Source organism: Methanoculleus thermophilus (assembly GCF_001571405.1).
Classification (GTDB): domain Archaea; phylum Halobacteriota; class Methanomicrobia; order Methanomicrobiales; family Methanoculleaceae; genus Methanoculleus; species Methanoculleus thermophilus.
The window spans coordinates 202,083-215,814 of the sequence record NZ_BCNX01000003.1 but is presented as its reverse complement, the minus strand read 5'-3'; the positions used below and the strand labels follow the sequence as shown (position 1 = coordinate 215,814).

Annotated in this window: 13 protein-coding genes and 1 tRNA gene; 5 read left to right on the top strand and 9 right to left on the bottom strand. The window is 61.2% G+C overall.

What is annotated here, in order from left to right; all coding sequences use genetic code 11:
* A complete protein-coding gene (carA, locus tag MCUTH_RS01155; RefSeq protein WP_066954261.1) occupies positions 1–1,053 on the bottom strand; it encodes a glutamine-hydrolyzing carbamoyl-phosphate synthase small subunit in 1,053 nt (350 codons plus the stop codon).
* A gap of 144 nt (positions 1,054–1,197) precedes the next feature.
* Between carA and MCUTH_RS01150 the strand changes: the two genes are divergently transcribed.
* Together MCUTH_RS01150 and MCUTH_RS01145 are read left to right on the top strand one after the other, a co-directional pair.
* Complete coding sequence (locus MCUTH_RS01150; protein WP_066954258.1) at positions 1,198–2,079, top strand: flavodoxin family protein; 882 nt, start codon at positions 1,198–1,200, stop codon at positions 2,077–2,079.
* A gap of 28 nt (positions 2,080–2,107) precedes the next feature.
* Positions 2,108–2,452, top strand: coding sequence for a hypothetical protein (locus tag MCUTH_RS01145; RefSeq protein WP_066954256.1), 345 nt, complete (start codon positions 2,108–2,110; stop codon positions 2,450–2,452).
* Here MCUTH_RS01145 and MCUTH_RS01140 read toward each other — a convergent pair.
* The 8 genes from MCUTH_RS01140 to MCUTH_RS01105 form a co-directional block, all read right to left on the bottom strand.
* On the bottom strand, positions 2,449–3,030 hold the full coding sequence (locus tag MCUTH_RS01140; protein ID WP_066954253.1) for a carbonic anhydrase: 582 nt from the start codon (positions 3,028–3,030) through the stop codon (positions 2,449–2,451). The two genes, MCUTH_RS01145 and MCUTH_RS01140, sit on opposite strands and share 4 nt — an antisense overlap.
* Before the next feature lie 353 nt (positions 3,031–3,383).
* Positions 3,384–5,027 (bottom strand): dihydroxy-acid dehydratase, encoded by a 1,644-nt coding sequence (gene ilvD / locus MCUTH_RS01135; protein WP_066954250.1) that lies wholly within the window; start codon positions 5,025–5,027, stop codon positions 3,384–3,386.
* A gap of 781 nt (positions 5,028–5,808) precedes the next feature.
* On the bottom strand, positions 5,809–6,537 hold the full coding sequence (gene cobA, locus MCUTH_RS01130; protein WP_066954247.1) for a uroporphyrinogen-III C-methyltransferase: 729 nt from the start codon (positions 6,535–6,537) through the stop codon (positions 5,809–5,811).
* A complete protein-coding gene (hemC, locus tag MCUTH_RS01125; protein ID WP_066954244.1) occupies positions 6,534–7,418 on the bottom strand; it encodes a hydroxymethylbilane synthase in 885 nt (294 codons plus the stop codon). Before hemC ends, cobA begins: the two co-directional genes overlap by 4 nt.
* Positions 7,403–8,650 carry a glutamate-1-semialdehyde 2,1-aminomutase gene (gene hemL / locus MCUTH_RS01120; RefSeq protein ID WP_066954242.1) on the bottom strand — a complete coding sequence of 416 codons (1,248 nt, stop codon included), beginning with the start codon at positions 8,648–8,650 and terminating at the stop codon, positions 7,403–7,405. Before hemL ends, hemC begins: the two co-directional genes overlap by 16 nt.
* The gene (hemB, locus tag MCUTH_RS01115; RefSeq protein WP_066954239.1) at positions 8,637–9,620 is read right to left on the bottom strand and encodes a porphobilinogen synthase; all 984 of its coding nucleotides are present in this window, start codon (positions 9,618–9,620) and stop codon (positions 8,637–8,639) included. Before hemB ends, hemL begins: the two co-directional genes overlap by 14 nt.
* Positions 9,599–10,870, bottom strand: coding sequence for a glutamyl-tRNA reductase (gene hemA, locus MCUTH_RS01110; protein ID WP_066954236.1), 1,272 nt, complete (start codon positions 10,868–10,870; stop codon positions 9,599–9,601). The genes hemB and hemA overlap by 22 nt, the downstream gene beginning before the upstream one ends.
* Positions 10,863–11,489: a precorrin-2 dehydrogenase/sirohydrochlorin ferrochelatase family protein gene (locus tag MCUTH_RS01105; RefSeq protein WP_066954233.1), complete on the bottom strand. Its 627-nt coding sequence runs from the start codon at positions 11,487–11,489 to the stop codon at positions 10,863–10,865. The genes hemA and MCUTH_RS01105 overlap by 8 nt, the downstream gene beginning before the upstream one ends.
* A gap of 151 nt (positions 11,490–11,640) precedes the next feature.
* Between MCUTH_RS01105 and MCUTH_RS01100 the strand changes: the two genes are divergently transcribed.
* The 3 genes from MCUTH_RS01100 to MCUTH_RS01090 all read left to right on the top strand — a co-directional run bounded on the left by MCUTH_RS01100 (position 11,641) and on the right by MCUTH_RS01090 (position 13,687).
* Complete coding sequence (locus MCUTH_RS01100; RefSeq protein ID WP_066954699.1) at positions 11,641–12,579, top strand: DUF7544 domain-containing protein; 939 nt, start codon at positions 11,641–11,643, stop codon at positions 12,577–12,579.
* 173 nt (positions 12,580–12,752) lie between these two features.
* A complete protein-coding gene (locus MCUTH_RS01095; RefSeq protein ID WP_066954696.1) occupies positions 12,753–13,445 on the top strand; it encodes a PrsW family intramembrane metalloprotease in 693 nt (230 codons plus the stop codon).
* Positions 13,446–13,615: 170 nt separating this feature from the next.
* Positions 13,616–13,687, top strand: a tRNA-Gly gene (locus tag MCUTH_RS01090).
* The last annotated feature ends 45 nt before the right edge of the window (positions 13,688–13,732 follow it).

Sequence of the window (13,732 nt, the reverse complement as noted above, 5' to 3'; positions counted from 1 at the left end):
TTAGAGCCCCCTATAGATGCGGTCAAAGAAGCACATCTCCGTATCCCGGGGGCCGCTGTGCGCCTCCGGGTGGAACTGGACGCAGGTGATGTTGAGGTCGTCATCCTCGAACCCTTCAACGGTTCCGTCGTTCACGTTCCGGTATGAGACTATGCATCCCTCGGGCAGCGTCTCCTCGTCCACCGCAAACCCGTGATTCTGCGTCGTGATGTAGATGCTCCCGTCCCGGTAGCGAACCGGCTGGTTTGTCCCACGGTGACCAAACTTCATCTTGTAGGTCTCGGCACCGAGGGCGAGCGCTGCTACCTGGATACCCATGCAGATGCCGATGATCGGCACCTCACCCACAAGATCGCGGACGCACCTGATGGCGCTTGTTGCCCTCTTCGGATCGCCCGGTCCATTACTGATGAAGAGCGCATCAGGCTCTACTGCCATTACCTCGTCGGGTACGGCATTGTGCGGGAAGACGTAGATATCGGCGCCGCGAGATCTGAGACTCTCAAGGATATGCCGTTTTACACCGAGATCGATGACCGCAATCCGTTTTCCTGACCCACTGATCCGGTAGGGCTCAGGGCAGGAGACGCTCCCGATAAGATCCACCTCGCTGATCGGAGGGACCGCCCGAGCGCGCCGGACAGCCTCCTCACCATCCGTGCTTCCGACAATGAGAGAGGCCCGGAGCGTCCCGACCGTCCGGGTCTTTATCGTCAGGCTGCGGGTGTCGACGCCTGAGATCCCGAGCAGACCGTTCTCTTCAAAAAACTCCGCAACTGAAGGGCGCATTGCAGGCGCGCGAGCGATCTCGCGCGCGATGCAACCCCGCGCGTGCACCCGTGCGCTCTCAAAATTCTGATAATCTACACCATAATTCCCGATGAGAGGATACGTAAACATCAAAATCTGCCCGGCATAACTGGGATCAGTCAATGCCTCCATGTAACCGGTCATCTGCGTCGTGAAGACGAGTTCCCCGGAACATGTCCCCTCAACGCCAAAACCATCCCCTACAACAAATGTTCCGTCTTCAAGACCCAGAACCGCCTTCATGAATTACCATACCATGTGGATCGGATTCCGTATTAACGGTAATGACCGATCGCGCACCGCCCCCGGTCACCGCGTCTGAAACCTAAAACAAAGAGTCCCATAAACACGAAATATTGATGGCGGCCGAGCGCCAGATGGCATGCCGTGGGTGAGAGCGCGAGAGAGTTGACTGAGATCATCGAGACGCCTGAGGGGACGTTTACGGTCAAACTCACCCTCGATGACCTTGGGAGCATCTATCCTGGCATGATCCGGTACACGATCGAGGTCCTCCACGGCACGACGACAGTATACACCTACGCAATCAACTCCTACGAGGCGCCGCCGATCTCCCTCTTTGATACCCGGAAGGCGGCGGAGATCGTCTTTGCGCGGCTCGTTCACGACGTGGCCTCCCGCCCCGAGGCCTATGTGCGGCCACGTCTCTTCACCCGCCCGCTCCCGGGGACCGGCGCGGCCGACGTCGTCATTCTGCAGGGGAGTCCGCGCCGGTTCGGGAACTCCGCGAAAGTTGCGTCGTGGTGCTACGACGAGGCCACCCGTATGGGTCTCACCTCCCGGGCCTTTTATCTGCACGAGATGGATATCAGGCCATGTATCGGCTGTTACGTCTGCTACAACCATGGCTACTGTCCGGTTGATGACGATATGCCCGCGATCATCCGGGCGCTTGAGACCGCATCGGTCCTCGTCGTCTGCACCCCGGTCTACACCGGGACCGTCCCGGCTCCCCTCAAAGCGCTGATGGACCGCTGCCAATGGCTCCATGCCCGGGAGAAGATACTCGGGAAGGAGGTGCACGCCCGTGGGCTTCTCGTCACGGTCGCCGGCAGGCGGGGAGCCGAGCCATTCGTCTGTGTGACGCGTGTGGTCGACATGTTCATGAAGAACCTGGGGATCCGTCCCGCCGCACCGGTGCTGATCGGCGATCTCGACCGGGCGGGTGATGTAGGCGTGATTGCTGGAGCTGAGGACGATATCAGGGCGGCGTTCCGTGCTCTGCTCACTCCCCGGGACGAAGGATAATATAGCCCGAATCCCTCACCGAAGGTACATGGCAGAAGTGACTGTTGAGATAGTCGGGTTTATGGAGTCCGAATGCGGTCCGTTTCCCTGCGATGAGACGCGATCCTGCGGCCTTGAGACCTGCTACCCGTCAAATAGCCTGATGGACGCCGTCAGCGCCCTGCGTGATGAACTCCTCTACGATTACGGCGATAAGGTCGAGGTGAAGATGACGCTGCTCGACGATGAGATGCCCGACCACGTGAGGGAGATCATTGAGGAGCGTCACCCCCCCATCCCGATCATCCTCGTCAACGGGAGGCTGACGTCGATCGGGAGGATCTCGCTCGATCTGATAAAAGAAGAGATTGATTATGCCCTGGAGGAATCCTAGAATATCTTCTCCAGTTCTCCGGTCGCAAGATCGAAGTAGAGGCCGTGAACCCCAATTCGTCCCTCTTTTTCCGCAGCCTTGACCGTCGGGTAGGTGCGGAGGTGCTCAATCTGCAGGGCAACGTTCTCAATCTCGATCTCGCGCAGCCGGTACTTTTCCTCTTCGGGGGTCTTCGGCGCAGGGATCCTGGCATCAACCCGGTGTTTCGCCTCCATCGCGTTATTCAGCCAGAGCGGGATGTATACGTCATCGGTCTCATGGCCGAGCGCCTTCATAGCGCCGCAGTTCGAGTGCCCGCAGATGACGATATCCCCGACCTTGAGGTGGTTGACCGCGTATTCAAGCACTGTCGCGAAGTTCCAGTCGTGGATTGGGACAATGTTCCCGATATTGCGGTGCACGAAGATCTGGCCGGCTTTTGCGCCGGTTATGCGTTCGGGATTCACTCTTGAATCGGAGCATCCTATCCAGAGGACCTCTGGATGCTGGGCCGATGCAAGCGGGCCGTAATGTTCTGGGTCCTTTGCAAAGTCTTCCTTTACGAAGCGCTTGTTGCCCTCAAGAAACTTCTCAATCATCCGTAAACTCCGTCGTCAATATTGGCGACCGTCCTGGACGGATGCGCCTACCGTGGAGGTTGCGTCCTGAGATTAAAAACATATTCGCCGGGATGTTGCAAAGAGATGGCCAAAGATAAAGGCAGTAACCTGCTGGATTTTGCTTCAGGCATTTATGAACACTCCTGTTCGTCAACGTGCGGTTTAGGGATGCAGGGTACAAAATCATCGCGATTATAGGGTATATTTATCCAATCGGGGCTCTCTATCAACGAAAATAGATCGCCGCCGGGAGCCGTTGCACGGGAAAAGTCCATGCGCTCATCCCGGATGGGAAAATAAAGGTCATTCCGCCCGTTCTAGCAAAAAAGAGGTTACTTCTGGACGGCGCCCAGGTTAGCCTGTTCGACGGTCTGCGCATACCGGGCGAGCACCCCGGTAAGCCGACGTTCCGGCGGTCTCCAGGTTCGCCGCCGCTCCTCGAGGGTCGCCGTATCGACAATGAGGTCGAGGCGTTTCTCGTAGAGGTCGATCACGATCTTGTCGCCGTTCTCCACAAGAGCGATCGGCCCACCGATCGCGGCCTCGGGAGCGACGTGCCCGATGCACGGGCCCCGGGTGCCGCCCGAGAAACGTCCGTCCGTCACCAGTGCGACCCTGGCATAGCCGAGACCCATCAGCGCCGAGGTCGGCGAGAGCATCTCGGGCATCCCCGGCCCTCCCCGAGGTCCTTCGTAGCGGATAACGATGACGTCGCCCTCTGCGATCTCACGGTTGAGGATCGCCTTCATCGCGGCCGCTTCCCCGTCAAAGACTCGTGCCGGACCGCGGTGACGCCACATCTCCTTGGAGACGGCCGCGCACTTGATGACGGCGCCGTCGGGGGCAAGCGTTCCTCTGAGGATCTTGAGGCCGCCGGAGGGGCTGACAGGAGCATCGGTCGTGTGGATCACCTCCGGGTTGGTGACTCTCGCGGCTTTCGCGATATCGAGGATCGAGCGTCCCGAGACCGTCGGGGCGTCGTCGAGATAGCGCTCGAGCATCGAAAGGACCGCGGGGATTCCTCCCGCCCGATGGAGCGCGAGCATCGAGTGCGGTCCCCCGGGCTGCATGTGGCAGATATGCGGGGTCTCCTCGGCGATGGTATTGAAAGTCTCAAGTTCGAGGGGGACCTCCGCCTCCCGGGCGATGGCCATCAGGTGGAGCACAGTGTTTGACGACCCGCCGAGCGCCATGTCCACGCGAATGGCGTTTTTGATGCTTCTTTCGGTGACGATGTCTCTTGGATGGATGCCCTCCCGGACCAGATCCACCACCCGCTCCCCGCTCTCCCGGGCGATGCGGAGTTTTGCCGCGTCGACTGCAGGGATGGCGGCAGTCCCCGGGAGGGAGAGGCCGAGGGCCTCGGTCACGCAGGCCATGGTATTTGCGGTATAAAGCCCCTGGCAACTCCCGCACCCGGGCATTGCCGCGCACTCGAGTTCCCCGAGTTCCTCCTCGCACATCGTCCCGGCGGCGATGCGGCCCACACCCTCAAAGACGTCGATGAGGGAGAGCTCGCGGCCCGCCGAATAGCCGGGGAGCATGGGCCCGCCGGTGACGACGATCGTCGGGATGTTGCACCGAACCGCCGCCATCAGCATCCCGGGGACGATCTTATCACAGGTCCCGATGCAGACGAGGCCGTCGAACCGGTGCGCCTCGACCATCAGCTCGACGGCGTCGGCGATGTTCTCACGCGAGGGGAGGGAATAGCGCATCCCCTCGTGGCCCATCGCAATCCCGTCGCAGATACCGATGGTCCCGAACTCGAACGGCACGCCGCCCGCGGCCGCGACACCCTCCTGCACCTTCTGCGAGAGCGACCGGAGGTGGATGTGCCCGGGGACGATCGTGTTGTACGCGTTCGCTATCCCGATGAAGGGCTGGTCCATCTCCCGGTCGGTCACGCCGAGCGACCGAAGCAGCGCCCGGTTCGGAGCACGCTGGTAGCCTTTCTTTACCGTCTCACTCCGCATGGTAATTCTCATAGGAGGTAAGCGTGCGAGGGGAAAAGAGGATTCCGGTTGCAGGGAGTGGTGCACGGATAGGATGGAGAAATTTTCCGGCATAGTTGAGGGTAAGAATACTCGTGTTTGAGAACGCCTTACCTCGCCCGCTCCTCAAGGACTCATATTTTACGGTTCGAACGTTCCGAACATGGATTTCCAGCGGCTATCGCCATGCACTGCCCGCCCCCTTGAGGGGGCGGGAGGAGCGCGAAGCGCGGGCGGTGGGGGTTTGCGGCATCATCTCGCAGGCAAGGACCCTCAAAGCCCCACAGATATTCTACATCTCTTCTTGAGGGGATAATTTCGTCATGTCAACGAATCACACAGAACATCTATTTTAGGTGCGGAGACAGGGGAGGGGGGCAAGCCCCCTTCGCACCTAACGGTGCTCGAACTCAGGGCGTTCCGCCCTTCGTTCTCGAAACTCTTCGAGTTTCTCAAGCTCGCTTCGCTCGCACCTCGCACCTAACGGTGCTCGAGCTCCGGTCCTTCGGACCATCGCACTCCCCGTCGGCCCCTCCCCCAATGGCGATATCCACCGGAAATCCGTGCATGGGTGTGAATGACTACGAGCAGAAACAGAGGACTAAAAGCACAAAGGCCCTCACGTCACCCCCTGAAGGGCATGCCCTATAGAGCCGCCCAATTCTCGCCAACACTTCTTAAAACACCACCAACCCGGAATAATCAGTGCAAAAAAAGAAGATGCTAGAACAGCGCAGGGGATCATCCGCCCCCCAAATCTCCTTCAACCCTCGTAAAGTTCCACCACCCACCCGATCACGATCACCGCCGGCGGCCGGACACCTGCGGCGCGGGCCTTCTCGGCGATGTCGGCAAGGGTCCCGACCGTCACGCGCTGGTCCGGCCGGAGCCCCCGCTCGATGATAGCCACGGGGGTCGCGGGGTCCTTGCCGTTCGCCGTGAGGGCTTTCGCGATCGCGGGGAGGTTCTTTACGCCCATCAGAACGACGAGGGTCCCTTTCAGGCGGGCGAGGACCTCCCAGTCGAGGGCGGACTCGGGTTTCGTGGGGTCTTCGTGGCCGGTGATGAACGTCACCTGCGACGCGTATCGCCGGTGAGTGACCGGTATACCGACCATCTCGGGAACGGCGATGGCGCTCGTCACTCCGGGTACCACCTCGACGGGGATGCCGTGCTCCCGGAGGGTCTCGACCTCCTCCCCGCCGCGGCCGAAGAGGAAGGGGTCGCCTCCTTTTAAGCGGACAACGGTCTTCCCTGCCTTGACACGCTCGACCATCAGCGCCTCGATCTCGTCCTGCTCCATGGTGTGGTTGCCGCCGTACTTCCCGCAGTCGATGAGTTCGGCGCTCTTAGGAAGCGATGCGAGGATCTCCTCGCCGGGGAGCTGGTCGTAGAGGATTACGTCCGCCGCATCGATCACCTCGCGGGCCCTCATCGTCAGGAGGCCGAGCCCGCCCGGGCCAGACCCCACAAGATACGCTTTTCCTGTCATGGTTTTATCCCCAGTGCTGCATATGCCTCCCGGATAAGGTCGGCCGCCTGTCGGCGCAGTTCGCGCCCGCACTCCCGCGCCTCGTCGATTGTTGTTATGTGTCGCTCGATCCGCTCCCAACGGGAGCCGTCGAGCGCGAGCACCTCGGCGGTCAGGTTCCCGTTCCGGCAGTAGATCCCCTGCGGGGTAAAGCACCCGCCGCCGACCTCCTCCATGACGGCACGCTCGATCTCCACATCGAGACGGGTGGGCGCGTGGTCGAGGGGGGCAAAGACCTCGGCGACGGCCGGGTCGTCCCGGCAGACAACCGCAATGGTCCCCTGGTTTGGGGACGGGACGAACCGGTCGGTCGGGAGGGGCTCGCCGGGGAGCGTGAGGTTGAGCCGCTGGAGGCCCGCCTCCGCGAGCACGATGGCGTCGTACTGCCCCTCGCGGAGCTTCCGTATCCGGGTATCGACGTTCCCCCGCAGTTGCTTCACCTCAAGCGCCGGTTCCTCGCGGAGGAGCTGGGCGCGGCGGCGGGTGCTCGAGGACCCGACGATCCTGACCGCATCGAGGGGACCCTCGTGCGCAAGAAAATCCGCAGGCGAGTCCCGTTCAAGCACCGCACAGCAGACGGTTCCCGCAGGACGGGCTGCGGGGATATCCTTCATACTGTGCACCGCAGCGTCGATCTCGCCGCGGATGATCGCCTCATCAAGCGCCCGCACGAAGACCCCCTGCCCGCCGATGGCATGGAGCGGGACGCCGGTTGCGGTGTCGCCCTCGGTCGTGATCGTGATGATCTCCGTCTCGATACCCCGGTCGGCGAGGAGGCCGGCCACCTTCTTTGTCTGCGCAAGCGCGAGAGCGCTTCCCCGTGTGCCTATGCGAAGAGACATGATCCGTATGCGTCTGCTATCTGTTCGATATCCTCTTTCGTGTGGGCGGCGGAGAGGAAGTTCGTCTCGAACTGCGAGGGCGGGAGGAAGATCCCGGCATCAAGCATCGCCCGCCAGAACCGCGAGAACGCTTCCGTGTCGCACTCCTTGACCTCCCGGTAGTTCCGCGGAGGTTCGCCCCGGAAGAAGTGCTTGAAGAGCGAGCCAATTCTCACGAACGAGCCGCGGTGCGCGTCTGTGGCGACCTCTCCGATCGCCCGCGTGGCCTCGTCGAGCCGCCGGTAGATCTCCGGGTGCTCGTGGAGGTGGCGGAGGGTCGCATACCCCGCCGCGAGGCTCGCCGGGTTGCCGCTGAAGGTTCCGGCCTGATAGACCGGGCCTGCGGGGGCAACCAGTTCCATGATCTCGCGCCGCCCCCCGAACGCCCCGATGGGGAGACCGCCGCCGATGATCTTTCCAAACGTTGCAAGGTCCGGCTTTACCCCGTACAGCACCTCCGCGCCGCCGATTCCGACCCGGTACCCGGTGATCACCTCGTCGAGGATGAGGAGAACATCGTGAGCCGCGGTTATCTCCCGGACGGCGGCGAGGTAGCCGTCATCGGGGAGGACCGGGCCGACGTTCCCCATGATCGGCTCGAGTATGAACGCGGCGATATCGTCGTTTTTGGAAAGAAGGTCTTCCAGCGCCTCGGGGTCGTTGTAAGGGACCTGCCGGGTGTGTGCTACAAGGTCCGGGAGGACGCCTGCAGAGTCAGGCACCCCGAGCGTGGTCGCTCCCGACCCGGCCTTGACCAGGACAGCATCGTGGGCGCCGTGAAACCCACCCTCGACCTTGACGATGTCCTGTCTCCCTGTATAGCCCCGGGCGAGCCGGATCGCGGCCATCGTCGCCTCGGATCCCGACGAGACGAACCGGACCATCTCGATGGCGGGGTGATCGTCAACAAGCATCCCCGCAAGGTCGAGTTCGAGCGGCGTCGGCGTGCCGTAGAGCCACCCCTTCGCGAGCTGCCGCTCGATCGCCTCCCGGATCTCCGGGTGCGCGTGGCCGAGGATGAGGGGCCCGTAGCCGAGACAGCAGTCGATGAGGTCTACTCCGTCGACGGTCGTGAGGCGGGACCCTGCGGCGCGCTCCACGTAGAACGGGTAGGGCTTGATCGCCCGGACAGGACTGCTGACGCCGCCCGGCATCAGGGTCTTAGCGCGACTAAAGAGGTCACTGCTCTTCATCGAGCCACCTCGCCGCATCTTCTGCAAAGTAGGTGATGATCAGGTCGGCCCCGGCGCGCTTGATGGCGGTGAGGCTCTCGAGGGCGACGGCACGCTCATTCAGCCATCCGCGTTCTGCGGCCGCCTTGATCATCGCGTACTCCCCGCTGACCTGGTAGGCCGCGACCGGCAGCCCGAGATCTTTTATGGCCGCGAGGATGTCGAGGTAGATCCCTGCCGGCTTGACCATCAGGATATCCGCCCCTTCGGCCGCGTCGAGCTCCGACTCCATCACTGCCTCCCTCGCGTTACCCGGATTGATCTGGTAGGTCGTCCGGTCGCCGAACGCAAACCCCGAGTCTGCTGCATCGCGGAACGGCCCATAGAGAGCGCTTGCAAACTTCGAGGAGTAGGACATGATCAAAACATCCTGATATCCGGCCTCATCGAGAGCCCGCCGGATCGCCTGCACCATCCCATCGAGCATACACGACGGTGCGACGATATCAGCGCCGCTCTCCGCGTGAGAGACGGCAATCTTAGCCATCAGGTCAAGCGAGGGATCGTTTAAGAGGTCTGGACCGTCGGCCGTCTCCCCGACGATCCCGCAGTGGCCGTGGTCGGTGTACTCGCAGGCACAGACATCGGTCACAACAACCATCTCCGCCAATCGCTCCTTGATCCTCCGGACGGCCTGCTGGACAACGCCGGCCGCCGCGTATGCCTCCGTCGCCGCGCTGTCCTTGGCGGCCGGTATTCCAAAGAGGATCACAGCCCGGATGCCGGCGTTCCAGAGGCGCTCGCAGCAGTCGGCGACACCGTCTACCGGGTAGCGGAACTGCCCGGGCATAGAGGCGATCGGAAGCGGTGCGTCTATCGATGCGTCGACAAAGATCGGCGCAATAAGATCGGTCTTCCTAAGTTCTGTCTCGCGGAGGAGCGGCTGAATGATCCGCCGCCGCATCCGCCTCATTCTTCGTTCTGGGAACATAACTCCCCCTGGGTAATTGCCCTCATCAGGGCTTCTGCTGTCGTAGTATCACCACGCTCTGCGCTTGTTCGGATGGCCATCGTCACGTCGGAGAGGAGTTTTTTGGTGAGCGCACGACAGAGGTCGTCGATGACCTCCACCGTCCGGTCGTCCATCTCCCCGAGGCGGGCAAGCGCCCGATCCCGTTCACGCACCCGGATCGACTCCGCCCATGTATACAGGAGAGCAAGCGTCTCATCTGCCGCTGTTCGCCGGAGGAGCCGGATGAAATGGTCGAGTTCTTCATCGATGATCTCGCGTGCCCGATCCGCCTCGCTCCTTCGGGAGTCCATGGCGGCGTCGTTGATGCTCCGAAGGTCATCGATTGTAAAGAGGTGTACGCCATCGATCGATCGAACCCCATCTTCGATGTCGCGGGGCTGGGCGATATCGATCAGGATCAGGTGGCGGGGGTGCGGATCGAGCGGCCAGAGACGCTCCTCCATCACTCCCATGATATCCTCGGTTCGGATGACCGGGTGCGGCGCTGCAGTGCAGGAGATGACGACATCAGAGAGCGCAATGTAACGGTAGAGGTCCTTGAAGTTGACCGCTCGCCCTCCGATCTTTTCTGCAAGCATCACCGCGCGATCGTAGGTCCTGTTCGCAACGTAGATGGCCGTAAGGCCCTTCGCGGCGAGCGCCTGCGCCACGAGCACCCCCATCTCACCGCTCCCGACGACCAGGATGTGCCGGTCGCGAAGGGTCCCAAGAAGCCTCTCTGCAAGTGTCACGGCCGCAGAACCGACCGAGACCGAACCCCGGTTGATTCGAGTCTGACGCCGGACTCTGACCCCTACGTGGACCGCTTTGTTGATACAGAGCTTGATCATGCTGCTTGCTGTCCCCGCTTCCTCTGCGGCCGCAAGCGCCCGTTTGAGCTGTCCTAGGATCTGGTCCTCCCCGACGATCAGGGAGTCGATGCCGGCAGCGAGCTCGAGGAGGTGACGCGGGACGGCCTCGCCTTCGATAACCGCAAAGTCACGCCTGCCATGCTCTTGCAGGAACCCCTCAAGGCTCTGCGCATCGCCCTGCACCAGCACCTCGACGCGGTTGCAGGTCTGGAGCAGGAGGGCGCCCTGGAATCGCTCCCGCGCCTCACGGAGGAACGCCGCTTCATCGGGGAACCGGAACGCTTCGAGCGTTGCGATATCTGCAGTGTGGTGACTGATACCCGCGAGCGCGAGCGGGATCGTGAGTGAATCAGGCATGCAGATACCTCTTGATGGCCAGTCCGCGTGCCCGGCTATAATCGGAGGCGAGCGCTTCCCAGATCTCGTCGTCCGAAAGGATCTTCCAGAGGATACGGGATCGCTCCTCCTGCACCGGTTCAGTCTTCTTGAGCATCGAACGCACCTCTTCTTGCAGGTCGATCATCCGGTCGAGATCTGCATACTCAGCCTCGAGCTTTTCGCGGAGGTAGCGGGATACGGCGGGGCTTTTTCCGCGGGTGCTGATCGCGACCAGGTAGTTGCTGCCCCGGACGATCGAAGGGATGATGACGTCACCCGGTTCTCCGGCGGCGTTATTGAAGAGAACTCCCATCTCAGCGCATAATTTCCCGATGCGGTTGTTAATCACCGGATCCTGTGTCGCGGCTACGGCGAGGAACGCACCCTGCAGGATGCCACGGAGCGCTTCGTCCGTGAGGGATGAGAGGTCGGCCTCCTGCCGCTGGACTGCAAGACCTTCAAGATCCGGCGAGAACGAACGGCTGATCACCGTTACCTCCGTCTCATGCTCGAAGTATGCAGCCTTCCTGGCACCGACGTCGCCTCCCCCGAAGATGAGCACCCTCCTGCCCGTCAGGTCAAGCATGAGAGGGATCATTTGTTCTATAGTCTGGTGAACGGACTAGATTAAGATGTTGAAAGGCCCCACATCCCTGGATCGGGCAGATATCACCCCGGGTCCCGGCTGCTGGGCCAATGCGCTTAAAGAAGGATTTAATGGCTGGAAGTTCCTCTTCTTCATGAGATCTATGGCTGATGAGACGTATGCTTTCAGCAGGCTGGATGGCGCCTTTAAGCGCACGAAAAGCCTGCTCTGGCCGTTCCGGTGGGGTGTCTGGCTCCGCCTGGCATTGATCGCGCTCTTTATTGGTGGTGTAAGCCTCCCAGGCACTTCCGACTATAACTTCGGGGAGGGCGATCTTCCGCCCGGGATCGAAGGCTCCCTTCCCGGGATCCTGCCGCTCGTTGGGGTCATCATCCTCGCCGCACTGGCACTCGTTCTGATCTGGATGATCGTCGGCGCGGTGATGCAGTTTGTCTTCGTCGATATGCTGAGGACGGGGGATGTCCACATACGGCCTTTCTTTGGAGAGCGACTCGGGAAAGGGCTGCGGCTCTTTCTCTTCGAGGCGGGTTTTGCGATCCTCCTGGTACTCGGTGTCGCGGCGCTCGCCGTTCTGCTCTTTGTGTTTTCCGGAATGGGACGCGTTCCCGGTGCGCCGCTTCTCCTCCTCGTCTTCATCCCGGCTATCCTGGTTTTGAGCCTCATATTCGGGATTATCTTCCTCCTGACCACCGACTTTGTCGTCCCGATCATGATCCGCGAGGACTGCGGTGTCATCGAGGGGTGGCGGAGGCTGATCGGGGTGATCTCTACCAACGTCTGGCAGACTCTCCTCTATATCATTCTCCGGTTGGTGCTGGCTTTCATCGCCGGAATTGTTCAGATAGTCCTGATCGTCCTGGCAATGATGGTCATCGCGATACCGTTCATTCTCATAGGGTTCGTGTTCCTTGCCGCACCCATGGCAAACATCCTGCTGCTCCTTGCGCTCCTCATTCCCTATCTCGTCATCGCAATCCCGGTCACGCTCCTGATCATGGTGCCGTTCGTCACGTTCTTCCGGTACTATGGTCTGCTGGTGCTTGAGGGTCTCGCCCCGGAGTACCGGCTCCTTCCGGAGTAACTCTTTTTTTCGGGCTGTCCACATCCAGCCATACACCACCACACATGCCCTCCCATCATGATAGGATGAGGGCCGTCCTGTACTCTGCGTCACCCCTCCATCGCGGAGAGGGTGCTTTGCAATCGTCATAAATGGAAAGACTCTTCCACAATGGCACCCTCACCTCCACCAGCATGGTTGAGGTTGAGCCGCTGGTGATCCTTGCCCTGGCGCTGGGGCCGGGAGTCTTCTGGGCATGGTATTTCTACCGCAGGGATAGGTATGAACCCGAACCGGCGGCCCTGATCGCCAAGATCTTCCTCCTCGGGGCCCTCGTCACGTTTCCCGTGGCTTTTGTTGAGGGATTCTTCGGCCTCTTCATCGCATCTCCGCTGATCATGGGTGCCATCGTTGCGCCCATCGTCGAGGAGTACGGCAAGTTCTACGTCGTGCGCCAGTTTGCCTACCAGGACACGGAGTTCGACGAGCCGATGGACGGGATTGTCTATGCCGCTGCCGCAGCCCTCGGGCTTGCATCGCTTGAAAATGTCTTCTATGTCTTTACGGCCTATCTTACCTCGCCGGCACTTGCGCTCGGCACGATCGTCGTCCGTGCAATCTTCTCCGTTCCGGGGCATGCGCTTTTTGCCAGTGCCTGGGGCTACGCCCTCGGCCGGGCCAAGTTCATGGCGCCCGAACGGCGCCCCCGGATCATCATCGGAGGGCTTCTTCTCGGCATGGCCCTGCACGGCGCCTTCAACTTCCTGCTCATGACCGCTGAGATCTTCGCTTATACCATGATCATCTTCATCCTGATTCTGACCCCCGGGCTCTGGATACTGGCAAACCGCAACATTGCAGCCGCACTTCGCTATGGGCGGCAATAGATGCGCGGTGGGGAGTGTAATCATCATCTTGGGGCGGCCCACAGGGCTTGAACCCAGCCTGAGGGTGTGAAACCGTCGGGGACGACACCCCCAGAGTCCCGGCGTCATTCGATAGATTTATTACCAAGTGAGTGCCATGTTGTAAGGCACACAGGTGCGAGAACACGCGTGCGCCGATAGTGTAGTGGTTATCACTAGGCGTTGCCAACGCCTAAACCCGGGTTCGAGTCCCGGTCGGCGCACTGGGGAACTTCTTCTTTGAGTTTTTTATCCACTCAGCACACTTG

Bases quoted from the DNA above. Each gene is read 5' to 3' on its own strand.
- carA (WP_066954261.1), bottom strand. From the start codon at position 1,053: ATGAAGGCGGTTCTGGGTCTTGAAGACGGAACATTTGTTGTAGGGGAT.
- MCUTH_RS01145 (WP_066954256.1), top strand. From the start codon at position 2,108: ATGGCAGAAGTGACTGTTGAGATAGTCGGGTTTATGGAGTCCGAATGC.
- MCUTH_RS01140 (WP_066954253.1), bottom strand. From the start codon at position 3,030: ATGATTGAGAAGTTTCTTGAGGGCAACAAGCGCTTCGTAAAGGAAGAC.
- ilvD (WP_066954250.1), bottom strand. From the start codon at position 5,027: ATGCGGAGTGAGACGGTAAAGAAAGGCTACCAGCGTGCTCCGAACCGG.
- cobA (WP_066954247.1), bottom strand. From the start codon at position 6,537: ATGACAGGAAAAGCGTATCTTGTGGGGTCTGGCCCGGGCGGGCTCGGC.
- hemC (WP_066954244.1), bottom strand. From the start codon at position 7,418: ATGTCTCTTCGCATAGGCACACGGGGAAGCGCTCTCGCGCTTGCGCAG.
- hemL (WP_066954242.1), bottom strand. From the start codon at position 8,650: ATGAAGAGCAGTGACCTCTTTAGTCGCGCTAAGACCCTGATGCCGGGC.
- hemB (WP_066954239.1), bottom strand. From the start codon at position 9,620: ATGTTCCCAGAACGAAGAATGAGGCGGATGCGGCGGCGGATCATTCAG.
- hemA (WP_066954236.1), bottom strand. From the start codon at position 10,870: ATGCCTGATTCACTCACGATCCCGCTCGCGCTCGCGGGTATCAGTCAC.
- MCUTH_RS01105 (WP_066954233.1), bottom strand. From the start codon at position 11,489: ATGATCCCTCTCATGCTTGACCTGACGGGCAGGAGGGTGCTCATCTTC.
- MCUTH_RS01100 (WP_066954699.1), top strand. From the start codon at position 11,641: ATGGCTGATGAGACGTATGCTTTCAGCAGGCTGGATGGCGCCTTTAAG.
- MCUTH_RS01095 (WP_066954696.1), top strand. From the start codon at position 12,753: ATGGTTGAGGTTGAGCCGCTGGTGATCCTTGCCCTGGCGCTGGGGCCG.